Annotated in this window: 18 protein-coding genes and 3 pseudogenes; 14 read left to right on the top strand and 7 right to left on the bottom strand. The window is 42.4% G+C overall.

All coding sequences use genetic code 11. The features are described 5' to 3' along the window. Positions 1-16 precede the first annotated feature (16 nt). Positions 17-694 (bottom strand): hypothetical protein, encoded by a 678-nt coding sequence (locus H6G96_RS42915; RefSeq protein WP_347242282.1) that lies wholly within the window; start codon positions 692-694, stop codon positions 17-19. 294 nt (positions 695-988) lie between these two features. Here H6G96_RS42915 and H6G96_RS26510 point away from each other — a divergent pair, with 294 nt between their 5' ends. From H6G96_RS26510 to H6G96_RS26500, 3 genes are all read left to right on the top strand, one after another. Further along, entirely contained in the window at positions 989-1,816 is an 828-nt protein-coding gene (locus H6G96_RS26510) for a ParA family protein (protein ID WP_190915074.1), read from the top strand. Then, positions 1,816-2,985, top strand: a complete 1,170-nt coding sequence (locus tag H6G96_RS26505) for a ParB/RepB/Spo0J family partition protein (protein ID WP_190915072.1) — start codon at positions 1,816-1,818, stop codon at positions 2,983-2,985. Before H6G96_RS26510 ends, H6G96_RS26505 begins: the two co-directional genes overlap by 1 nt. A gap of 814 nt (positions 2,986-3,799) precedes the next feature. After that, positions 3,800-4,549, top strand: coding sequence for an SDR family NAD(P)-dependent oxidoreductase (locus H6G96_RS26500; protein ID WP_190915070.1), 750 nt, complete (start codon positions 3,800-3,802; stop codon positions 4,547-4,549). A gap of 242 nt (positions 4,550-4,791) precedes the next feature. Here the strand turns inward: H6G96_RS26500 and H6G96_RS40800 are convergent, their stop codons facing one another. Both H6G96_RS40800 and H6G96_RS42910 read right to left on the bottom strand, forming a co-directional pair. Then, entirely contained in the window at positions 4,792-5,577 is a 786-nt protein-coding gene (locus H6G96_RS40800) for an ATP-grasp domain-containing protein (protein WP_190915068.1), read from the bottom strand. Positions 5,578-5,991: 414 nt separating this feature from the next. Next, positions 5,992-6,156 (bottom strand): annotated as a pseudogene (locus H6G96_RS42910) (VOC family protein); the annotation flags it as partial. Between H6G96_RS42910 and H6G96_RS42905 the strand changes: the two are divergent. The 8 genes from H6G96_RS42905 (at position 6,151) to H6G96_RS26455 (ending at position 13,150) form a co-directional block, all read left to right on the top strand. Then, positions 6,151-6,276: a hypothetical protein gene (locus tag H6G96_RS42905; protein WP_262984307.1), complete on the top strand. Its 126-nt coding sequence runs from the start codon at positions 6,151-6,153 to the stop codon at positions 6,274-6,276. The pseudogene H6G96_RS42910 and the gene H6G96_RS42905 overlap by 6 nt on opposite strands. A 99-nt stretch (positions 6,277-6,375) precedes the next feature. Next, complete coding sequence (locus H6G96_RS26485) at positions 6,376-7,902, top strand: S-layer family protein (protein ID WP_190915065.1); 1,527 nt, start codon at positions 6,376-6,378, stop codon at positions 7,900-7,902. 441 nt (positions 7,903-8,343) lie between these two features. Next, a complete protein-coding gene (locus H6G96_RS26480; protein ID WP_190915063.1) occupies positions 8,344-8,520 on the top strand; it encodes a hypothetical protein in 177 nt (58 codons plus the stop codon). A gap of 11 nt (positions 8,521-8,531) precedes the next feature. Beyond that, positions 8,532-8,873, top strand: coding sequence for a hypothetical protein (locus H6G96_RS26475; protein ID WP_190915061.1), 342 nt, complete (start codon positions 8,532-8,534; stop codon positions 8,871-8,873). Positions 8,874-9,146: 273 nt separating this feature from the next. Beyond that, on the top strand, positions 9,147-9,344 hold the full coding sequence (locus tag H6G96_RS26470) for a hypothetical protein (RefSeq protein WP_190915059.1): 198 nt from the start codon (positions 9,147-9,149) through the stop codon (positions 9,342-9,344). 21 nt (positions 9,345-9,365) lie between these two features. Beyond that, positions 9,366-9,602, top strand: a complete 237-nt coding sequence (locus tag H6G96_RS26465; RefSeq protein WP_190915057.1) for a hypothetical protein — start codon at positions 9,366-9,368, stop codon at positions 9,600-9,602. 10 nt (positions 9,603-9,612) lie between these two features. Then, positions 9,613-10,269, top strand: a complete 657-nt coding sequence (locus H6G96_RS26460; protein WP_190915087.1) for a hypothetical protein — start codon at positions 9,613-9,615, stop codon at positions 10,267-10,269. 163 nt (positions 10,270-10,432) lie between these two features. Then, complete coding sequence (locus tag H6G96_RS26455) at positions 10,433-13,150, top strand: filamentous hemagglutinin N-terminal domain-containing protein (RefSeq protein WP_190915055.1); 2,718 nt, start codon at positions 10,433-10,435, stop codon at positions 13,148-13,150. A gap of 152 nt (positions 13,151-13,302) precedes the next feature. On the opposite strand, the pseudogene H6G96_RS26450 reads toward H6G96_RS26455, so the two are convergent. After that, a pseudogene (locus tag H6G96_RS26450) lies at positions 13,303-14,566 on the bottom strand (IS701 family transposase). Positions 14,567-14,733: 167 nt separating this feature from the next. Between H6G96_RS26450 and H6G96_RS26445 the strand changes: the two are divergent. Next, positions 14,734-18,660, top strand: a complete 3,927-nt coding sequence (locus H6G96_RS26445) for a filamentous hemagglutinin N-terminal domain-containing protein (RefSeq protein ID WP_190915053.1) — start codon at positions 14,734-14,736, stop codon at positions 18,658-18,660. Between the two features lie 311 nt (positions 18,661-18,971). Beyond that, positions 18,972-19,133 carry a hypothetical protein gene (locus H6G96_RS26440; protein WP_190915051.1) on the top strand — a complete coding sequence of 54 codons (162 nt, stop codon included), beginning with the start codon at positions 18,972-18,974 and terminating at the stop codon, positions 19,131-19,133. Between the two features lie 4 nt (positions 19,134-19,137). On the opposite strand, the pseudogene H6G96_RS42900 reads toward H6G96_RS26440, so the two are convergent. After that, positions 19,138-19,311 (bottom strand): annotated as a pseudogene (locus H6G96_RS42900) (tetratricopeptide repeat protein); the annotation flags it as partial. A 12-nt stretch (positions 19,312-19,323) separates the two neighbouring features. Continuing rightward, positions 19,324-20,691 (bottom strand): tetratricopeptide repeat protein, encoded by a 1,368-nt coding sequence (locus tag H6G96_RS26430; protein ID WP_190915049.1) that lies wholly within the window; start codon positions 20,689-20,691, stop codon positions 19,324-19,326. A gap of 267 nt (positions 20,692-20,958) precedes the next feature. Between H6G96_RS26430 and H6G96_RS26425 the strand changes: the two genes are divergently transcribed. Next, positions 20,959-21,108: a hypothetical protein gene (locus H6G96_RS26425; protein WP_190915047.1), complete on the top strand. Its 150-nt coding sequence runs from the start codon at positions 20,959-20,961 to the stop codon at positions 21,106-21,108. Between the two features lie 558 nt (positions 21,109-21,666). Here the strand turns inward: H6G96_RS26425 and H6G96_RS26420 are convergent. After that, positions 21,667-23,292 (bottom strand): cyclic peptide export ABC transporter, encoded by a 1,626-nt coding sequence (locus H6G96_RS26420; RefSeq protein WP_190915044.1) that lies wholly within the window; start codon positions 23,290-23,292, stop codon positions 21,667-21,669. Position 23,293: the final 1 nt, after the last annotated feature.

Below are 23,293 nucleotides of genomic sequence, written 5' to 3'. Positions count from 1 at the left end.
AAGAGGGAGTGTGCCATCATTCCTGCCAAGGAGAAGGAATGGCTGTTGTCGAAAGTACTTCCCTTGCTTGCAGTCTAATCGCTGTTTGCTCACAGTTGGGGCATTTTACTTTTGTGAAAATTACTGAAGGTCGTCCTTTGTACTCGCCCATTACGGGTTCTCCAGTGTACTCGCTGATTATCCCCTGCTTGCAGTGGTAGCACTCGAATATCACACGCCCTATCTCCGAGTTGCAATCCAGGAATTGCATGTGCTGACATGATTCTGGCGGTAATTCTAGTTCTTCGGAGCGGTCTTGGAAGGGTATATGAGGTTTGGCTGCTGGTGGTAAATCTATTTTTTTCTTGTTGCGCTTGCCAGTCACCTGCGGCTCAACTTTTGGCGGCTTTAGGGGTTTTTCCTCGACAGGGGCATGGTCAGGCTGTTGGCCAGGTGTGAGTTCTTTCGGCAACTTGTCATCAGCCGGGGTAGGGCTAAATAGCTCTTGTTTCTCTGTTGGTTTAGATGCACTCTCGGTTGACTGAGCTACTGTTTTTGGGACTGCATAAATAGTAGGTGTTTCCGCTACATCTTGGTATGGTTCTACTTGAGCATCACTGTTGGTCAATTCCTGCACTTCTGGTTGTTTAGCCGCAGGGACGTGCTTAATCAATTTTGGTTGTTGTGGCTTGGGTGGTCGCTTAGTAGATTCCATGCTCATTGGAGTCAAAGTTTTTGACAGACTATTTTTAATGTAACTATAACTATCCTTATTGCTTCTGTTTTTTAAGGCAACTTGTAGATGCCATATATAGTATTCTTTTAAAACTCAACCTCTACAGTCATTGATGACCTTGCATAAATCGGCTAATATTTAGTGCAACATTTTTATAAAAATTAGATAAATTACACTAAGATCCTGCATGGAGTAACATTACTCCATGCAGGATCTTAGAATTTTCTCAAAAAGTGGAGTAACGTTACTCCATAAGCCTTTAGTTTTTGAGCTATGAAAAAGAAAGCAGTTAAAAGAAAAATTAGACTAGATGTTAAATCTAATGCTGGTGGAACCGGAAAAACAACTTTAGTAACACATTTAGCGTACATCCTTGGCAAAAAAGGTTACTCAGTCACAGTTATTGAACTAGACCCATTAGGTTCTCTTAAAATCTTTACGGGGGCTTTTTCAAAAACTGAAGATCCTCCTCCTGAAAAAACCCTAGCATCTGTTTTCAGGGATGATTTCAAAGGCAATTACCCTTTGTTCCCTATTTGGGAAAACAAAATCCATAATGTCAATGTTATTTTAGGCGGCGCTCCGTTAGAAGAAAGTATTCATAAAATTTACTCTCATTCCAGAAAATATTACCTGCTTCATGATCGTTTAGAAGACTATCCGATTGAATCTGACATTATTATTCTGGATAACCCAGGTGGTCTGGAACCTATGGGTCTAGTAGCTTTAGCCGCAGCGACAGACATATTGGTTGTAATGCAGCTAGAATATAAAGCTTTGTATGGTTCAGCAGGTTTAATTAATTGGTTTTATGACAAGATCAACGAGTTACGACTGCGACCAGAGCCTAAAATATTAGGATTTGTACCGTCACAAGTAAATATAAAGAAAGTAGCCGCCCATCGAAACATTGGAGAAGAAATCCCTAATCAGTTACAAGAGCTTGGAATTTCATGTTTTCCGCCGATTAGAGAATCAAACCAATTTATTAATGCGAGTGGAGTAGGGCAACCCATTCATTTATTTGCACCTGCTTGTGAAGCTATTAAAGACTTTGACCCCATCGTTGCCAAAATTATAGAGCTAATGAGTCAGGACTAATGCTAAAACCAGATATTTCTAATGCGTTTGCAAATGCAGGACAATCACAAAAAATTCATCATTTAACTAAACGAGTTGAGGAACTCGAAGCTGAAATTAATCAACTTCGAGCCGTGGAAGTTGATAGTGAAGAAAAAATTGTTCTAGAAGCCCGTATTCAAGAGCTAGTTACAGAATTAGCTGACAAACAAGGAGTTTCAGAAGTTCCAATTAACTTAATTGATCGAAATCCTCGCCAACCCAGGCAAACTTTTACTAAAGCCAGTATAAAGGGAATGGCTGAACTCCTTAAAAAGCAAGGACAACATACTCCTGTAATTCTCATTCCTCTATCTAATGGTAGATACTTATTATTTGATGGAGAAAGACGATGGCGAGCAGCACCTGAAATTGGATGGAAAACACTAAAAGCTGTATATATAATTACTGAAATTGAAGCAAATGACCGCGAACTTCATCGACAAGCTCTTTCAACAACTTTGCATAGAGAGGATCTTAATGCTCTTGACTTAGCAGAATCTTTGATTCAACAAATTATCTATGACTATCCTGAGTTGTCAGAACAGAAAGATTCCATACCACGTTTACTTAACGCCGCAATGAGCCGATTAGAGCGCAACCGTAAAAATTTAGAACTGTCTGATATCCGATTAGCTTCTCCAGAAACTCAAAGGCAGTGGCTAGAAACTGTTGATTTCAAAAGTGCTGAAGAGCAAAAAATATTTGATGTAATTTTAGCATTACAGCTTAACCCTACCTCTATTGACACTAATATTTTCCCTTTACTCAAATTATCAAAGGATTTAAAAAATGCTATTCGAGAGGAAGGGTTAGAGAGCAGCAAAGCTAAAGAATTGAATAAGCTATCTGCTACTCAACTAAAAATCAATGAAACTCAAGCTCGGAAAGTAAGAATCCAACTAACTGAGAAGGTTATTCAAGAGAAACTTTCTTTAAGCCAAACAAAAGCTTTAGTAAAAGAGATATTAAAAAAGCACAAATCCTCTGAAAACCCAACTAACCAAAATAGTAAGATTATTAAAACAGTTAAAACTATAGGCGCTCTTGAGCTTGAAGGATTAGCCTATAATCAGCTTAAAGAAATTCGTCAGGCTCTAGAAGGTAAGTTAAAAGAAATTGATCAAAAAATGAAGGGCGCAAGCTCCTAAATTCTATTGATGTAGAGAAGACGGAACTCAGAATATTTCAACTAGAAGCAAAAAGTTGGGTACAAGCAATATAAGCCACTAAATGCTTGAGAGAACAACTGTCCATAGTTCTCACTGCCAGAAAGGATGCTATTGTCAACCCCACTAACGAGAAGATCATTACTTGATGCACTTGTAATAGCTCTTATAAAATTATTAGTACCGCCATAATGTTTCCATCAATGTTAGGGTTGACAGTTCCTAGCCCTAGATTATCTGGAGTCACTTTGTTAGTTGCGATGATGGTATTGCTAGCATTAAAGATACTTTAATCATTGCTAACTCCGGCACTTTTGCCAATACCATTGTTGTCAGAGTTAGGAGTGTTATTAGTTTGGAACTACCCGCAATACAAAGCACTTTTATCCAGCAACTACCCAAAACGAAGAATTATGTTTACCTGTAGCAATCACCACAAGCTGAAGTTTTACTGACTCACTGGTGAGATGGGTTGCATCAGGTAAGGAGTTGTTTGAGATTCAAGACAAGTGACAGCAAATCCATCTTCTGATTCATATCGTCTACTATTTCCTCATGCTAGGGTCAAACAAAATAGGAGAGTGCGATCGCTCCATTTGAGACTAGGTGATGATGTTTGATTCAAGGAAGCAGGAGGGGCAAGTGTCCTGACTCTTCCGGGCTGTAATTGCTAGGAGCAAACAATTCAATCCATAAAAGCGTTCAGTTGTTTAGTCTACTAATGAACGTGTAAAGCTCTCAAAGGTCAATTGACTTCTACGTAAAAAACGAAAAAACAACAACGGAGAAACTAACAATGGCTGGTAAGTTGATTGACAAAGTAGCAATTGTAACAGGGGCATCGTCTGGTATTGGTGAGGCTACAGCATTAGCACTGGCATCAGTTGGCGCTACGGTAGTAATTGCTGCCCGTCGAAGCGATCGCTTGCAAGACCTAGAAGCCCGGATTACTGACACTGGTGGGAAAGTTTTATCCATTACTGCTGATGTTTCAGATGAGGCGCAGGTAGAAGCATTGGTGAACCAAACTCATGCAAAATTTGGCAGAGTTGATATTCTCATTAATAATGCAGGGGTGATGCTGTTAGGTCTGATTGACGGTGCAGATACGGAAGACTGGCGACGCATGATCAATCTCAATGTATTGGGATTGATGTATGCTACTCACAAAGTTTTACCTTTGATGAAGGCACAAGGTGCTGGACACATCGTGAACATTTCATCAGTTGCAGGTAGAGTTGCAAACGCCGGAAGCGGTGTTTATAACGCCAGCAAATGGGCGGTTGGTGCGTTTAGTGAAGCACTTCGCAAAGAGGTCTATCAAAATAACATCCGCGTCACGATTATCGAGCCAGGGTTAGTGGCAACAGAATTACCGCAGCACATTACGGATTCCTCTGCAAAAGAGCAGGCAAAAAACTTCTACGGTTCGGTCAAAAATCTGGAGAGTGAAGATATTGCCAATGCGATTGTTTATGCCGTCACACAGCCGTCACATGTTAACGTCAACGAAATCTTGATCCGCCCAACTGAACAAGAACGGTAATTATAGCGGTTCTCAGTTGAGGGCAATATAGTAACGACAGTGAGTGAACCATGCAATAATGTCTTTTTTAGTCACTGCATCCAGAGCATTTGTGATCTGACTTTTGCCGTTAAATCGTGAAACAACGAAATAGCAAGGATTTCATAAGAGACTTTATTCTCAACAACTTAATTTTAATGATAATGAGTCACGAGAGAATAGGGCTTTGGGCTAGGAGTATAGCAATCAACTTTATCGGCTTGTTAGTTGTCAATCCACAGTTGAGCAAAACGTTCAGATGTCCATCCAATAATATCTGATACCTGCCCATCACCAATTTCTACGATTCGTTTAGTACCATCTCTACGCTCTATTACATCAACAGAGAAAAACTGGCTCTCAATCCGCTTGGCACACTCAAAGACAATCTGTGGAATTTCTTCATCTGCTAAAGCAGCGAAAGGTTTACCAAATAGGACAAAGTAACGCCTCTCAGTTTCTTTGATAAAATCTTCAATCCGCCGCACACAAATGCCTCCCTCAATCGTGCCTCGAAATTTTTGCATCTCGGCAACTACTGTTTTGATTTGCGAAGGTTGATTAATTATGGAACCAACTGAGGTTTTGAGAGACTTAACATAATCTTTGATAAAAAATCCATCCCAGCCGAGTTGATTCAACTGGTTCTCTAAATCATCATCGACGGAATAAAATTTAGTCTCTGGAGTCAAATCAGTAATTAAAGGATACCAACTGCTCAGGTAATGTGTAGATAGATACTCAGTCAAAGAAATTAAGACACTTGCCCCTGTACTTTCTACAACACTAACTAATAACTCATAATCTCCAGGCGAGAGCATCCAACCCCGGTAGACCACTTTTGAGCCAGGAGTTGGGGCTGGAATAATCTTTGATGAACCCGTTCCTAACGACTCTAAAGAAATAAGTCCAGTTGCAAACCCAGCGTTTTGTATACAAGTAACTTGCTCGGAGTAGTCTGCATCCGCTTTTTTAGGATTGAAGTAATCGCTAGGAAAAAGAAATATCACAATATCTCAACCAAATATATTTTGTTGGCTAACTATACTAACTATTAAGTATATTTCCTTAAAGAATAGGGATAAAATTTTTTGAGCCACGAGTTTGCCTAGTCAATATGAGATTATCGACTAAAACCTCGTCCCCGTTGCTTTTGCTCCAGTATATCTTGCTGGTGTTGCTGCTTTGCCTCATTTTGGTAACGCCCCAAGTTTGATCTACTCTGTTCCACGCACGGCAGCAGAATTTTTCAACGCCCGTCAGAGGCCCCCGAGGAGTTTGGCTTGTAATGAGGGTGTAGCTATCAGATTCTTCTGCGGCTAAAAGTTCATGAAGTAGTTTAAATTGATACCAAGTCTTCAGTACACAGTTTTTATATACTAAGTTGCCAATTGTCAAGTTTCCTTTAATTTAAAAAATGCTGCTTATTCAGGCTGATGACAGACTGCTTCAATATTATGTCCGTCTGGATCAAGAACGAAAGCAGCATAGTAGTTAGGATGATACTGAGGACGCAGACCAGGCGCACCGTTGTCTCGTCCACCAGCAGCTAAAGCTGCGTTGTAAAATGCCTCAACAGCAGCGTGGTTGTGAACTCTGAACGCTACATGAACTCTTACAGAACCAGGATTACCGTGAGTAAGCCAGAATTCAGCTTCTGGCGGCTGACCGAAACCAGCAATATCGGTACTTCCAGTGGTAGAGGCTGAATACTCTGCAATGAGTAACAGTCCAATCCTTGACTGTCTTATCAGTATATTTAAGCCAATTACTAAGGATTTTGCTCCCGATTCAAGCTTTGAAATTCATTGCTATATACCAATAAGACAGCCTGGGGTACTGACGCACAGCCAAACTCAACAGGGGATGCAGGGGATTTGACCATTAAAACTAATTCCTTGCTCGTCCAAGATGGCGCACAGGTGAGTGCTTCTACCTTTGGTGAGGGCAAGGGAGGAAATTTAAGCGTTGATGCCCAAGATATTAAACTCATTGGTGGATCAGCAAATGGTAAGTTTGCCAGTGGCTTGGCTGCTAACGCACAGCCAAACTCAACAGGGGATGCAGGGGATTTGACCATTAAAACTAATTCCTTGCTCGTCCAAGATGGCGCACAGGTGAGTACTAGTACCTTTAGTGAGGGCAAGGGAGGAAATTTAAGCGTTGATGCCCAAAATATTCAACTCATTAGTGGATTAGCAGATGGTCAGTATGGCAGTAGCTTGGGTGCTAACGCACAGCCAAACTCAACAGGGGATGCAGGGGATTTGACCATTAAAACTAATTCCTTACTCGTCCAAGATGGCGCACAGGTGAGTACTAGTACCTTTAGTGAGGGCAAGGGGGGAAATTTAAGCATTTATGCCCAAAATATTAAACTCATTGGTCAATCAGCAGATGGTCAGTTTGCCAGTGGCTTGGGTGCTGACGCACAGCCAAACTCAACAGGGGATGCAGGGGATTTGACCATTAAAACTAATTCCTTGCTCGTAGAAGATGGAGCAGTGTTAGCTGTGCAGAGTTTCGGAACAGGAACCGCAGGGAATATGACAATAGATGCTCGCTCTATCCGCTTAAACAATAACGCTTTGCTCACCGCCGACACACGCAGTAATAAAGTTGTCCCAAATAGGCAACAAGCGACAATCAATATTAACTCAGAAAATTTAATCATCAGCCGTAACAGCAACATCGTTACCAACGCTAGGGGAGAAAACGTTATTGGCGGTGATATCAACATTGACACTGATTTCCTCATCGCTTTTGAAAATAGCGACATTAGGGCCGATTCTGCTAACTTCTTTGGCGGAAGAGTGCGAATCAATGCCTCTGGCATCTTTGGGACACAATTGAGAGATGTGGTATTTGATAGCACAAGTGACATTACCGCTACTGGAGCAAGTCCTGAGCTTAATGGCACTGTAGAACTTAATACACCTGATGTTGACCCCAACAATGGCTTAGTCAACCTGCCAACAATACCAGTTGACACCCAAGTAGCTCAAGGCTGCTATAGTCCAGATTATGCCCAAAACCGATTTGTGATTGTTGGACGCGGCGGACTTCCCATGAGTCCCACTGAACCATTACAAGATACAAGTACTCTATCTGCGTGGGTGAGATTAAGACCAAAACCAGCAAATTCTAAAACAATAATTTCCCCACAATCAGCAGCAGCCTCAAATAGTAATAAAGTTGCAGCAGCGACGACCATTGTGGAAGCTAGTAGTTGGGTAGTTAATCGCAATGGAAATATAGAACTCGTGGCGCAAGTACCTGGTGTCACCGCTCACAGTTCTTGGCAAACTCCTGCTTCTTGCTCTGCATCTCGCTAAGGTGTAAGGGACTTCCAAAAAATAAATCATTCCAAGAAAAACAAGAGACAGGCTTTTTCAAGAATGATAATCATTTTAATGGAAGAGAAAATAGTCTGTCTCGTCCTTCTTTGCTTCTCCAATATTAGACCTGAATCCTTACGATTTTCAGTCATGTAAATCCTTATGGTACATTTAAGCTTGATCTCAACGAGAGAATTGCTGGTTTGACACAACAACTGGTTGTTTAATCTCTCCAGTGCTAAATAGTATGTTGTACATTCTGATTACTGGGTGTCGATGGTGTGACCTACCACGGGGAGATATGTGGGCATCGAAAAGCTCGTCTCACTGATGGTTAAAGCGATGGCGCTCAGATGGAACATTTGAATATTTACAAGGGCGTATAAAGCGCGATCGCTGATGAAAAAGGTCTTATAAACTGGAATTTTGGGGCTGTTGGTGGCTCTTTTTCCCCGCTTGATGGGAGGAGGTGAGGAAATTGCCTATGGTGGCAAGGGAAAAGGTGTTCTTATTCACACACTGACTGAAGGTAATGGAATGCCGCTAGCTAACTCCACAACCCCAGCTAATGGTGACGAAAGAGAACAAGTATTACCTCTACAAGACACAAAGTAAAATTGAAAACTTTGAAACGAGGCAGACCACGCAAACGCTTCAAAGTGTTAGCTGCTGATAAAGGTTACGACTCAAAACAACAGCGTGCTTCCCAACGCATTCGTAGTATTCGTCCCCAAATACCAAAACGAGTCTGGAAAATAAAGAAAAACACTCGTGTGACCTATCAAAATTTCTGTGCCGAGATTTCACTTTTGAGCGTTGTTTCGCATGGTATCAACGTAAATACCGCCGTCTTGTCGGAATATGGGAACGTCAAAAAGTTTACTTTGACTCATTCATTGACCTTGCTACAATCCACATCTGGATTAACAAAATATTATTACCCGGATTTCTCACCACATCTCGAATAAGGCTGCGCTTGAGCAGGGGAGCAGGTTCGCTAGTGGGAGCAGAGGAGAGTTCAACGTGCCAAGTTCAATCCCCTCTGCCCCTCTGCCTCTCAAGGTTGTGAGAAATGCGGGATTAGTGGGATAGGTTCTTGTGACAAAAATGGGATGAATAAAAAATTTATTCAAAACCAATATATAAAGTATGAACCGTTAATTTAACGGTTCAGGGGCTTGGCAATACCTGGCACTGCCCCATCGAACGTAATTTTGTCGTACACGTGGAGAACGTAATTTATGACCGACATATATCTTTGTGCAAACTCCGACGGAAAGAGGGAAGCTCCAGAACAATTATTTCAGGAACTTGATGACTCCCACCAGGAGAAGATTTCGGGCGGCATCAATCCCAATACTACTCAGACTTTAATCATTGATGATCGGCGTAAAGAGGCTTGTTGGCGTGCCAAGGTATTTTTTATTAGGAATCTGTAGACGTGAGGGTGATAAGTTTTTGTGTTCGATACACTTATAGAGAGTGTGAGTATAGGTAGAACTCAAGCAGAGCAAAGATTCCAGGAAACCTCACGAACTACTCAAGAACATTTCACAATCTCTTCAAAAGAGATTGTGAAATGTATCTCTGACACGCCCACACAAAATCTGCGTGAGGAGGAAACGGCTCATGCGCCCTTGAGGGGCGCGTCGCCTTCACGTACTGAAAGCGCGTCAGAACTTAAAGAATTGCTGTAGGCAATGGACAATGGACTGTACATCGCTAGCGCTTGTGGATGCGCTCCCTTGTCAACTTGCTCCGTTGCTAGCTGAAAACCAGAATTGTGGTGTTGAGCCGAAAGACTGTCATGAAGGTACTGGTTCCGCCGCGCCCGCCGCAAAGAATTCAACTAGCTTGGAAGAACAAACCCAACATAGCCTTTCCGCTTCGTTATTGACTGAAAACCAGGATTATGGCGATGAGCTGACAATCTCTCATGGAGGTACTTCTTCCGCGCCCGTCGCTCAAAATGAATTTTTTTCAAGTTCAGCGATGCCTGCGGCGGGCGTAGCCATCGCTAATCAAACTCAGGGGCAGGTAGAACAGGTTAATCCCACTTCGTTGTTAGTTGAAAATTCAGTTTCGGGTGGAGAAGTCAAAACAGTTCATGAGGGTGAAAGTTCTGCCGCGCCTGTCACCAACGCTGAAAAATGGTCGCACGAGGCGATTGTAGCGAGGTCAAATGTACGACCGGAGCGTATGCAGAAACTCAAGGTTGCGGCGAATTCAGGGCAGAATCCGGGCTTTGACTTTTTGCAGGAGTGTTGGGATGATCCGGCACTGGTAATAGTGATCAAGAGGTTGCTGGTGAAGTTTTCGCAGTGGGGGATTGCGATTGTGGATGGGGAGTTGATTGAGTGGTAGTTTTAGAACTTTACAAAGTAAAGTTTTGTAAATTATTCAAGTTCCTGGGGAAAACTGGGGTTTTCGAATAAAAACTTAGTAGTCTCATTATTGGCTATTTAGTAGCTAGTAACTTGATTTATGCTTAATTAAGCTTTGCTGCTGCTATTGATGAAGGTTTGCTATGTCAGGAATAACTCAAGATTTACGGTGTTGGTATACTAGTTTGGTGGTAGGGAGTGTGCTAATTGCTTCTTTGCAAGAGCATGTCTTTGCCCAAATTATCCCAGATAGCACTTTACCTAATAATTCTGTTATTACATCAGATGGGAACACCTCAAATATCACAGGGGGAACACAAGCAGGAAGTAATTTGTTTCACAGCTTTAGGGAGTTTTCTGTTTCAACCGATCGTGTTGCTTCTTTTAATAATGCTGTAGATATTCAAAATATTATTAGTCGAGTTACGGGTCGGTCAGTTTCTCAGATTGATGGGATAATTCGCACGTTAGCTACGGCTAACCTATTTTTAATTAATCCCAACGGGATTATTTTTGGTCGAAATGCTCAGTTAAATATTGGTGGTTCTTTTGTAGGAACTACTGCTAATGCGATTGGGTTTGGCAATCTGGGATTTTTTAGTGCCTTGAATCCAGAAGCACCCTCACCCTTGTTAACAGTAAATCCAAATGTCTTACTATTCAATCAAATTGCGGCTGTCCCGATTCGAAATAGTTCAACTGCGCCAGCAAAAGTAGATCCTGCTGGTGCGGATACATTTGGTTTACGTGTTCCAAATGGTCGGAGTTTACTGCTAGTAGGCGGCGATATCAATATGGATGGTGGAGCATTGTTTGCTCCTGGTGGGCGAGTCGAGTTAGGTGGGTTACGAAGTGCGGGAACAGTTGGGTTGAATGGGGATGATAATAATCTGAATTTGAGTTTTCCCGATAGTGTAGAAAGAAGTGATGTTTTCCTTAGCAATGGCGCTTTTGTATCTGTGGTTGCTGGCGATGGTGGTAGTATTGCGGTTAATGCCCGGAATTTCGAGATGACGGGAGAGAGTCAACTGTTTGCAGGCATAGGGCGTGGACTAGGTTCTAATAGTAGTAAGGCAGGAAATATTTCGGTTAATGCCGCGATCACAATGAACCTTTATGGTAGGAGTAGGATTACTAATCAGGTGCTACCAGAAGCAAATGGACAGGGAGGCGATGTCAATATCAGTGCTAGCAGCTTCCGGCTTGAAGATAGGGTACAGGTAAGTACTATTACATCTGGTGCTGGCAAGGGGAAGGCGGGAAATTTAACAGTTAATGCTCAAAATGTGCAAATTATTGGTACAACTACCCTTGCTAATAATAGAGATAGACCCATTAGCTTGCTTACACTGTCAAACTCAGCAGGTGATGCGGGAAACTTAACTATTAAAGCCGGCACCTTGCTACTACGAGATGAGGCACTAGTAGTTGCTACTACACTTGGTGAGGGCAAGGGAGGAAATTTGACCATTAACGCCCAGGATGTGCAAATCACTGGTACGAGTGCTGTAAGTACTTCCGCAGAACTAAATTCAACAGGGAATGCGGGAAATTTGACGATTAAAGCCAACGCTTTGCTAGTGCGAGATGGGGCGCAAGTAGCTACTAGGGCATTAGGAGTGGGCAACGCAGGCACTATAGTTATAGATGCAGATGTAATTGCGCTTGATGCTGTCAAAAGTGGTATATTCAGCACGCTAGGTTCTACAACCGCGCCAATCATTAAAGTCATTATTGATGACACTGAACGTCCCCAAGTAACAATTGAGCCTAGAGAACAAACTATAAATCCAAATGCTCAAGGTAATAGTGGAAATATAAACATCACATCTGGATTACTCACTATCAATAATGGCGCTCAACTGAGCGTTAGCACTTTTGGCAGAGGAAACGCAGGTAGTATTAATCTTAATACCCAAAATGCAGTATTCAGTGGTACTGATATTAGTGGTTTATCAAGTGGTCTTTTTAGTGCAGTTGAAAAAGAGGCAGTGGGAAATGCCGGAGCCATTAAAATTACCACAAATGAACTAACACTTAACGGTGGCGCTCAATTAGTTGCCAGCAGTTTTGGAGAAGGAGATGCAGGTACTGTAACAATTGAAGCCAGCGATAAATTTTTAGTAAATGGAGCTAATAGCAATGGCTCACTCACGGGTGTATTTGCAGAATCCAGAATCGGTCGGGGTGGCAATATTGACCTAAAAATAGAAAATTTATTTATGTTACGTAATCAGGGTTTAATCTCTGCCACTAGTGGTATTACTGGTAGTAATGGAATTGATGGCAATATAAGCATTGGTACTAAATTTTTAGTTGCTGTCCCCGGAGAAAACAGTGATATTATTGCGACTGGCTTTGGACGCAGCCCCGGTAGTAATATTCAAGTCAATGCACAAGGAATTTTTGGCACTCAATTTCAGCAACAGTTATCCCCTAAAAGTGACATTATTGCAACTGGACAGGTTACATTAAACACGCCCGATATTGACCCTAACAGTGGCTTGGTCAACTTGCCATCAGTGCCAATTGACAGTGAAGTAGTACAATTCTGCCATAGCCCAGGTTATGCTCAAAGCAGCTTTATCATCACTGGACGCGGCGGTTTACCACTTGACCCGACGACGGATTTTCTGACTACTGCTGACACAGTAAGTGTAGGCTGGGTATCGCTCAAACCCAGCACCAGAGAAGGCAAGAGTCCACCTGTTACCATCAAACCTACTACCGCTACACCAAAACCGATTGTGGAAGCTACTGGGTGGGTGATGAATGCCAAAGGGGAGTTGGAACTTACAGCGAATGCACCCAGCACACCTCATGGTTCATGGCAGAACCCTGTCTCTTGCCGTGCTTCTTAGCTCGACTTTATCCAATTACACGGCATAAAAGGCAATGTCCTGCAAACGTTCAAACAAAGGGCAAGGAACTTTTACGATCTCAAAGGATTCATGGGACGTTGAAAAAGTGCTAGCCCACAAAAATCGCCGCACTAACGGGACTTAAACAAAAATTAAGCCCAAATGTAACCCAAACTGGCGATATTCGCAGCAAACAGGTCACGATTTAGGGTCAACCAATCGAAAAATCTAAAAGACATAGCTGTTCTAAAAGCTTCCAAGGCTTCAGTAAAAGTGTTCAAAGGTTTGTTTGCCCATCTACGTCTCAAGCCACCTGTCATCTGATGCCAAAGAATAAAAGTATAAGCACAGAATACCAAGATAAAGTGCCTCAACAGACTCCTTTTCTCTCGGACTTGATATTCTTTCAATCCTAACCACCCTTTGGCTTCTCGATAAAAACTTCCACCCAATTTCGTTGAGAATATGTATCAACTACCCATTTTGGGGTTACAATTGATGAGGTAACATTGGTGATAAAATAGTCAATATCAGTAGCTTGTGAGAAAGCCGCAGCATTCATGACGATAGCAATATTTCGCTTTCCAACTAGTTGTGATATCTCTATTTCTTTAGTTACCACCCATACTGTTTTAGGTTGATCTAAGTTAAGTTGAATTTTAGTGAAAGCCTCTTGAGGTAAGCTTTGTGCCAATTCATCTAGCCTTATTATTTGTTGAACATTCTCTTCAGTATTAACAGTTACTTGGCGATTTTTTGCGAAACCACCTAAATACTTTAGTTCTCGCTTCTCTAACTCTAATAGGAAGAATGTATTCTTGCCATATCCAGCATCTACAATTACTATCCCTGGTTGATGTTTCCTCTTGATAGCTCTGTCTATTAACTTGATTGCTAATTCTGGTTTTTTCTCAAATTCTGAGTCTTGTTTACCTGATTTTAAGGAACTGGCGTGCTGATATAACTCTATATCTAAGGGTAAATTTTTTCTCCCATCATATAAATGAGTCGTTACCACTACTATTCCATTATCTGTCTTGCCAATTTCTCCAATATATTGCCTTCCCACACCAGCAATAAAATTACCACTTTTTCTATGACCTGAATCATCGATTATTAAGCTGAATCCTCTAGTAATTCTGGTTTAACTACACTTGTTCATTATTTCTAACCGACGTTCATTGATTTTGGAGTCAGACCAAGGTGCTTCGGTTAAAAAGTGATGTAATTGGTGGTAATTTACCCCTATAGCGTTTTCTGCAATTTGAAATAGGTTTTTTCTCTCGCTTTCACCTAACAATCCCCCATATAATGTCTAAACTCTCTTTTTTGAGCTTTATGAGTAAACACATCATCAAACCGCTGACACCATTTTTCAAAACACGGAGGCATGGCTGTGGGGGTTGTCTCTTTCATCTGGGTTTTACTTTGACGTGAAAACTATGCTAGCAAAGCATTATACTCCTCTTTGTTCTTCTTTTTTGTTTAAATCCCATTAGTAGCCTCATTATTGGCTATTTAGTAGCTAGTAACTTGATTTATGCTTAACTAAAGTTTGCTGCTGCTATTGATGGAGACTTGCAATGTCAGGTTTAGGCTTTACTTGTTGGGGTGCTTTAGTGGCTATCGCTGTCAGCTTTTCTACCATTGATTATGCGATCGCTCAAATTACTCCAGATGGTACTTTACCAAATAACTCTAGCGTCACAAGAGAGGGTAACACCTTTAACATTACTGGAGGAACTCAAGCTGGCGGTAATTTGTTTCACAGTTTTGGTGAGTTTTCTGTGAATACTGGTGGTACTGCTTTTTTTAATAATGCTCTAGATATTCAAAATATTATTAGTCGAGTAACAGGTGGCTCAGTTTCCAACATTGATGGGTTAATTCGCGCTAACGGTACGGCTAATTTATTTCTGATTAATCCCAACGGGATTATTTTTGGTGAAAATGCCAGCTTAAATGTTGGTGGTTCCTTTGCGGCGAGTACAGCGAATGCACTGCAATTTGAAAATCGAGGACTTTTTAGCGCTACTGATAAAAATATCCCTTCACCGTTGTTGACTGTTAATCCTTCAGCATTGCTGTTTAATCAGATTAATCAAAACGCTGGGATTCAAAATAACTCAGTTGCACCCGCAGGGAGAGATCCAGCAGGGTTTGACGCATTAGGTTTACGAGTACCAAATGGTAAAAGTTTACTGCTGGCAGGTGGTAATGTCAGCATGGATGGAGGACGATTGAATGCTTTTGGTGGACGAGTTGAGTTAGGAGGATTGGGCGAACCTGGTAGTGTAGCACTGGGTGTAAATGGTGAGAATCTCAGCTTAATATTTACTGAGAATGTGACTCGTGCTTCTGTATCACTTACCAATCAAACGGGTGTATTTGTGTTTGGGGCTGGTGGCGGTAATATTGCAGCCAATGCCCAAAATATAGAGATATTAGGCGGAAGTGTTCTTTCTGCTGGTATCGCTGAAGGTTTGGGGACACCTGAGAGTGTTGCAGGAGATATTACGCTAAATGCTACCGGAGAAATCAAAGTTGCTGGTTCTGATAGCGGGATTGGCAATGAAGTGCGTTTAGGAGCAAAAGGTAAAGGAGGTAACATAACTATCGATTCTAGTGACTTCTCGTTACGTGATGGCATCGTAGCTGCCTTAAGTTCAGGAATGGGGAATGCGGGGAATATTACAGTGGGTGCAAGAAATGCTGTTTCCCTTGCTAATGCTGTCATTGCGAGCGCAGTGAGTCCCGAGGGTGTAGGTAATAGTGGCAACATCGACATCAATGCTGCAACACTTTCACTCACTGATGGCACTGTACTTGCTACCTCAACTCTTGGGCTGGGAAATGCGGGGAGTGTGACAGTGCGGGCACGAGATGCTGTAACTCTAGCAGATAATGCTTCCATCTTCAGCAGGGTGGGACGAGGAGGTGTCGGTAAAGGTGGCAATATCGACATCAATGCTGCAACCCTCTCTCTAAGCGATGGCGCTCAATTGCAAACCCTTACTCGTGGTACATCTCCTACCCAGCCAGCAGGACAGGGCGATGCGGGGAATGTCAATGTTAATGTTACTGGCGCTGTTAATATTGCTGGGCAGAAAAATGGTTTGAATAGTGGGATTTTCAGCAGTGTAGAAACGGGAACAGTTGGTAATGGGGGTAACATTGCTATCGATTCTGGTTCTTTCTCATTACAAAATGGCGCTGCACTTGTTGCCTCAACTTATGGACAAGGAAATGCGGGGAGTGTGACAGTGCGGGCACGAGATGCTGTTTCCCTAAATAATGCTTTCATCTTCAGCACGGTGGAACCAGGAGGTGTCGGTAAAGGTGGCAATATCGACATCAATGCTGCAACCCTCTCTCTAAGCGATGGCGCTGGACTGACAACCCTTACTCGTGGCACATCTCCTACCCAGCCAGCAGGGCGGGGGGATGCGGGGAATGTCAATGTTAATGTTACTGGCGCTGTTAATATTGCTGGGCAGAAAAATGGTTTGAAGAGTGGAATTTTCAGCAGTGTACAAACGGGAACAGTTGGTAATGGGGGTAACATTACTATCGATTCTGGTTCTTTCTCTCTAAGCGATGGCGCTGGACTTGCTGCCTCAACTTATGGACAAGGAAATGCGGGGAGTGTGACAGTGCGGGCACAAGATGCTGTTTCCCTAAATAATGCTTTCATCTTCAGCACAGTGGAAGCAGGATCTGTAGGTAAGGGAGGTAATATAGACATCAATGCCGTAACCTTGTTCCTCACTGATGGCGCTCAATTGCAAACCCTTACTCGTGGTACATCTCCTACCCAGCCAGCAGGGCGGGGGGATGCGGGGAATGTCAATGTTAATGTTACTGGCGCTGTTAATATTGCTGGGGAAAAAAACGGTTTTCCCAGTGGGATTTTCAGCAGTGTAGAAACGGGAACAGTTGGCAATGGGGGTAACATTACTATCGATTCTGGTTCTTTCTCATTACTTGATGGCGCTGGACTTGTTACCTCAACTTATGGACAAGGAAATGCGGGGAATGTCAATGTTAATGTTACTGGCGCTGTTAATATTGCTGGGCAGAAAAATGGTTTGAATAGTGGGATTTTTAGCAATGTAGAAACGGGAACAATTGGTAATGGGGGTAACATTGCTATCGATTCTGGTTCTTTCTCATTACAAAATGGCGCTGCACTTGTAGCCTCAACTTATGGACAAGGGAATGCGGGGAGTGTGACAGTGCGGGCACGAGATGCTGTAACTCTAGCAGATAATGCTTCCATCTTCAGCAGGGTGGAACGAGGAGGTGTCGGTAAAGGTGGCAATATCGACATCAATGCTGCAACCCTCTCTCTAAGCGATGGCGCTCAATTGCAAACCCTTACTCCTGGTACATCTCCTACCCAGGCAGCAGGGCGGGGGGATGCGGGGAATGTCAATGTTAATGTTACTGGCGCTGTTAATATTGCTGGGGAGAAAAACGGTTTGAAGAGTGGGATTTTCAGCAGTGTACAAACGGGAACAGTTGGCAATGGGGGTAACATTACCATCGATTCTGATTCTTTCTCATTACTTGATGGCGCTCTACTGACTGCCGAAACACTCGGACAAGGTAATGCAGGCACAATCAAAGTTAATGCTGCTACTCAAGTGAACATTTCTGGCAAGAGTTCAAACTTTAACAGTGGCTTGTTCGTTGCCTCTCAAAGTCAGATGGGTACTGCTGGAGATATTATCCTCACCTCACCTAGAGTCACCCTAGACAACAGTGGCAGACTCAACGCCGAATCTGCATCGGGTAACGGTGGCGACATCAACTTACAAACTGATTTACTGCTTCTGCGTCGTGGCGCTAAAATTTCTACCACCGCAGGCACAGCACAAGCTGGGGGTAATGGTGGCAACATAATTATCAATGCTCCCAATGGCTTCATCGTTGCTGTTCCAAGTGAAAATAGTGACATCACTGCCAATGCTCTTACAGGCAGTGGTGGCAGAGTGGATATTCAAGCCACTGGCATTTATGGTATTGAGTTCCGTGAAAGTACAACTCCCTTGAGTGATATCACTGCTAGTTCAGAATTTGGTACACAAGGGACTGTAGAACTCAACACCCCAGATGTTGACCCTAACAGTGGCTTAGTGCAATTGCCAACAACACCAGTTGACACCCAAGTAGCTCAAGGTTGCTATAGTCCAGATTATGCCCAAAACCGATTTGTGATTACTGGACGCGGCGGACTTCCCATGAGTCCCACTGAACCATTACAAGATACAAGTACTCTATCTGCATGGGTGAGATTAAGACCAAAACCAGCAAATGCTAAAACAACAATTTCTCCACAATCAACAGCAGCCTCAAATATTAAAAAAGTTGCAGCAGCGATGGCCATCGTGGAAGCTAGTAGTTGGGTAGTTAATCGCAATGGAAATATAGAACTTGTGGCGCAAGTACCTGGTGTCACACCTCACAGTTCTTGGCAAACTCCTGCTTCTTGTTCTGCATCTCGCTAAGGTGTAAGGGACTTCCAAAAAATAAATCATTCCAAGAAAAACAAGAAACAGGATTTTTCAAGAATGATAATCATTTTAAGAGAGGATAAAAGGGTTTACCGAGGGCAACCCTTTTTCTCCCCCTCATCTACGCATGAAAAATCTATACGCTTGTCGTCTGCTTTGAAGTTAAACAGTGTAAAATTAATATATTTTGTAGCTAACTAAATGCTGTTATTAAAATCAAATAACTTTTGTTTTACTACAAGAAATATCAATAGAACAATTACCTAAATTTGGGAAAACTTCATGAGTAGATGGAAGACTAACCAATGTTCTGTTGCAATGGATACACTAATTTAGTTCGCATTTCACAATTATTCATTTGCCATCCGGTAAATGTCTTTGTGGGCGGTGGCGAGGTAACTTTACTATCAGGCGGAATGGCTGCTGTTAGGTGTTTTTTCAGCTTACCTGTAAACAACACCAATTAGACAGCTAGGGAGAGCGATCGCCTACAGTACGCCTAAGGAGCAGAGCTTGGTTGTAGAAATCGAGTGCTTTTTGCTTTTCTCCTAAAGCGTTGTAGACTACACCGATATTATTGAGAGTAACGGATTCACCTGCCTTGTCGCCCACAGCACGCCTAAGGGGCAGAGCTTGGTTGTAGAAATCGAGTGCTTTTTACTTTTCTCTTAAATCGTCGTAGACTGCATCGATGTCATTGAGTGTAGTCGCTTCACCTCTGCGATCACCCACAGCACGCCTAAGGGGCAGAGCTTGGTTATAAAATTCGAGTGCTTTTTGCTTTTCTCCTAAATCGGAGTAGACTCGACCGATGTTATTGAGCGTAGTCGCTTCACCTCTGCGATCGCCCACAGCACGCGAAAGGGGCAGAGCTTGGTTATAAAATTCGAGTGCCTTTTGCTTTTCTCCTAAATCGGAGTAGACTGTACCGATGTTACTGAGAGTAACGGCAACACCAAAGCGATCACCTACAGCACGCGAAAGGGGCAGAGCTTGGTTGCAAAATTCGAGTGCTTTTTGCTTTTCTCCTAAATAAAAGTAGACTGCACCGATGTTATTGAGTGTACTCGCTTCACCTCTGCGATCGCCCACAGCACGCCTAAGGGGCAGAGCTTGGTTGTAAAATTCGAGTGCTCTTTGCTTTTCTCCTAAATCGTCGTAGACTGCACCGATGTCATTGAGAGTAGTGGCAAAACCTCTGCGATCACCCACAGTACGCGAAAGGGGCAAAGCTTGGTTGTAAAATTCGAGTGCTCTTTGCTTTTCTCCTAAATCGGAGTAGGCTCGACCGATGTTATTGAGTGTAGTAGCAACACCAGAGCGATCACCTACAGCACGCCTAAGGGGCAGAGCTTGTTTGAAAAAATTGAGTGCTTTTTGCTTTTCTCCTAAATCAAAGTAGACTCCACCGATGTTATTGAGTGTAGTAGCAACACCAGAGCGATCGCCCACAGCACGTGAAAGGGGCAGAGCTTGGTTGTGAAGTTCGAGTGCTTTTTGTTTTTGTCCTAAATCAGAGTAGACTGCACCGATGTCATTGAGAGTAGTGGCAACACCAGAGCGATCACCCACAGCCTGCCTAAGGGGGAGAGCTTGGTTGAAAAAATCGAGTGCTTTTTGCTTTTCTCCTAAATCGTCGTAAACTTTACCGATGTCATTGAGTGTAGCCGCAACGCCTGAGCGATCACCCACAGCACGCCAAAGGGGCAGAGCTTGGTTGAAAAAATTAAGTGCTTTTTGCTTTTCTCCTAAAGCGTTGTAGTTACGCCCAAGCCCAAGCAGTGCAGTTGCTTCAATTTTTTGGTCTTTGAGTTCCTGTGCTATAGCCGGAACTGGCTGTAATATTTGTATTGCCTTTTGGTGTTCCTGTTGCTGTGTGAGTTTTATTCCTTGCTCAAGCAGACTTTCTGCTTCTTGCGATCGCAAGTTTTGAGTCTGTCCCCAGGTGGGTTGAGCTATCAGGGTTACTGTTAAAGGGGTTAGACAAATACCCACAATTAAAATATTGGTGAAAAATTTTTTCATCTAAAACCTCCAGAAGACCCCACTATATCGGTACTTTGATTAGTGGCGGCAGGAATGGAGGGGGAATTACGAAACGTTCCTTGAATGCATTTGAGCGAATGCGAAAACAATGAGAGGAATAGTTGAGTAATTCCTAATTTCTTAGGTTTAATATGCATACGAGTAACCATCCTTTGCGTGAATACGTTTACAAAACTTGTAAGATATTCCTTGAACTAATCCTTTTTTAGCAGCAACGTTAAGAGTCAATTGCAAGGAGAATTGGAATTGAATCACCCAATCGTTGTAACTGCCCCGGTCGCCAGAACACTGCGTTTGCAATTTTGTTATGATGCCATCGGTCGCTGTCTTGAAACTCAAAAGTCAAATGTCAAATGTAGAAAAATCTACGAACAACTTGATGCAACTATGCTTTGAATCATAATATGAGAAAAATTTTGATCCATAAATTAGAAAAAAGTTAACGAAATTTCAGGCTTTTGCGCCAATCACAAAATTAAATTTTGCATTCATACATGAGAGAGAGTTGAAATTCTGAAGCATAATTTAAGAATGAGTTGAAAAAACACAATTGGACAAAACTTGCACAAAAAATCTCTCTTAAAATTGCTCTAACTTAAACTTTCAATTCAAAATATGGTTCAAATGCCCATGTTATGGTTCAAAACTTTTGTTTTAGTAGATATCTGAGTAAAAATCAAATATTTCGTTGTCCAAGCGATCGCCCAACAACAGAGCGATCGCCTACTCAACTCGTAGCTGAATAATAATGATAATAAAGCTGAAGGATTGATACAAACGTCTCTCGTATCAGTCTTTTTATCCCCTACACGATAATCATTATTAGTAAAAAAACTCGAATATTAAAAGTGAACTATAAACTGGATACTCATTTCTGAAGCATATCATGAGTTAAAATCTCAATTTTTAGTTCAAATCACAGCAACACACCCTCCCAGACTGACAAAAGAAAGATTACAAGCGTTTATCGCATAAAACTTTACCATAATCTAGCTTTATAATTCGATCGGCTCGATCAAAATATCGGTCATCGTGGCTGATCGCGAACACTGTTTTGCCTTGATGTTTCAGCTTTGGCAACAGTTGAGTGTAAAAAATATCTTTGAATACTGGATCTTGGTCTGAAGCCCACTCATCAAAAACGTAGATTGCCCGGTTTTCCATATAGGCTGTCAGTAAGGCAAGGCGTTTGCGTTGCCCTTGGGAGAGGGCAGTAGTCGAAAGTACGCCTTCGTTCACCGTCACTTTATGGTCTAGTTGGAGTTGAACCAAATAGTCTTGAATTTGGCTGTTGAGGTGGGGGTTGTCTAAACCCAAGAGGCGATCAAACAAATAAAAATCAGAAAAGACGACTGAGAACTGTTGACGATACCACTCCAAATTGGCATCCGTAATAGGCTGTTCATCAAACTCAATCACTCCAGTTTCAGCAACATATAGTCCCGTAAGCAACTTCACTAACGTAGACTTGCCACTACCATTACCCCCCACCACAAACACCAGCTCTCCTGGATAAAAGGTCAGGTTGATTGGTCCCAGGATAAAGTTGCTATCTTCCCGTTCTCCTCGATAGCGATGGGTTACTCCTGCTAATGTAAGTGATTTCCATTTTAGTTGATAGTCCAGCAAGTTTGCTTGCTCTGGCTCTGTTGTTTGAGCAACCAGAAACAACCCCAGAGATTCTATTTTTTCTAAGGCAACGCTGGCTTGGCTGATAATGGGTAGACTAGTTAGCAAGATGCGTAACGGCGAAATCATGAAAACTATAGTGAGGACATAGCCAGATACAACAGAGAAAGAAATGTTAAATAGTGGGGACAGAACAAAAATTAACAAACCAATAGGAATGAAGAATAACAAAAGCCCAGAACCGGCAGCCAGAGAAAACAAATCAGTCGCCATCATCCGTTGATGCTGAAAAATTATGGCGCTTGCTTGGAGATCTTCTACTAGAAACGCTTGCCGTCTTTGATGATGAAGCTTGAGTTCCTTAATTCCCTCGGTTGTCGTTTGGAAATGCTGAAATAGCTTGTCCTGCTGTTCGCGGGCAAGTTTAATAAACTTTCTGCCTCTAGCTATCAGAAAGTTTTGGCTAGAGATGCCCAACACTGTAAAAACGAACATTAGGCAGAACAGGTTTAGAGAAAGCCAACTCAGGTAAAAAAAGCAACCTATAATTAGAGCGACACTAATACAAAGATTAGAAACTGCAAAAGAAGCATTGGAAATAGCTTGCACATCCTCAGTCAAAGTAGCAAGCAATCGGGGAGCACCAATCTCTTCTAAGTGGCACAGCCGACAGGCTAGAATACATCGAGTCAAGTGCAGTTGTAGGTTTAAGACAACCCGTTGCGCTAACCGAGCAATCAACGCTTGAGAAGCTGTAGTCGAAACCGCTAGTAAACAGCAAAGCCCTACAAAGCTCCAACCTAGAAGACTTTTGGGTAACTCAGTTCCCCTCAACACGAAGTTGATTGTGGCGATGAGTCCGGCGCTACTCGCTCCACTAAGCAACCCGGTAAAGGTAGCAAAAGCGACTCCTAGCCAGGAAGATTTCAGAAGTAAACGAATCAGTTTCATG

The organism is Nostoc sp. FACHB-892, assembly GCF_014698795.1.
Classification (GTDB): domain Bacteria; phylum Cyanobacteriota; class Cyanobacteriia; order Cyanobacteriales; family Nostocaceae; genus Nostoc.
This window is presented reverse-complemented; position numbering and strand designations above follow the sequence as displayed.

Bases quoted from the DNA above. Each gene is read 5' to 3' on its own strand.
- H6G96_RS42915 (WP_347242282.1), bottom strand. From the start codon at position 694: ATGGAATCTACTAAGCGACCACCCAAGCCACAACAACCAAAATTGATT.
- H6G96_RS26510 (WP_190915074.1), top strand. From the start codon at position 989: ATGAAAAAGAAAGCAGTTAAAAGAAAAATTAGACTAGATGTTAAATCT.
- H6G96_RS26505 (WP_190915072.1), top strand. From the start codon at position 1,816: ATGCTAAAACCAGATATTTCTAATGCGTTTGCAAATGCAGGACAATCA.
- H6G96_RS26500 (WP_190915070.1), top strand. From the start codon at position 3,800: ATGGCTGGTAAGTTGATTGACAAAGTAGCAATTGTAACAGGGGCATCG.
- H6G96_RS26470 (WP_190915059.1), top strand. From the start codon at position 9,147: ATGACCGACATATATCTTTGTGCAAACTCCGACGGAAAGAGGGAAGCT.
- H6G96_RS26460 (WP_190915087.1), top strand. From the start codon at position 9,613: ATGGACTGTACATCGCTAGCGCTTGTGGATGCGCTCCCTTGTCAACTT.
- H6G96_RS26455 (WP_190915055.1), top strand. From the start codon at position 10,433: ATGTCAGGAATAACTCAAGATTTACGGTGTTGGTATACTAGTTTGGTG.
- H6G96_RS26445 (WP_190915053.1), top strand. From the start codon at position 14,734: ATGTCAGGTTTAGGCTTTACTTGTTGGGGTGCTTTAGTGGCTATCGCT.
- H6G96_RS26440 (WP_190915051.1), top strand. From the start codon at position 18,972: ATGTTCTGTTGCAATGGATACACTAATTTAGTTCGCATTTCACAATTA.
- H6G96_RS26430 (WP_190915049.1), bottom strand. From the start codon at position 20,691: ATGAAAAAATTTTTCACCAATATTTTAATTGTGGGTATTTGTCTAACC.
- H6G96_RS26420 (WP_190915044.1), bottom strand. From the start codon at position 23,292: ATGAAACTGATTCGTTTACTTCTGAAATCTTCCTGGCTAGGAGTCGCT.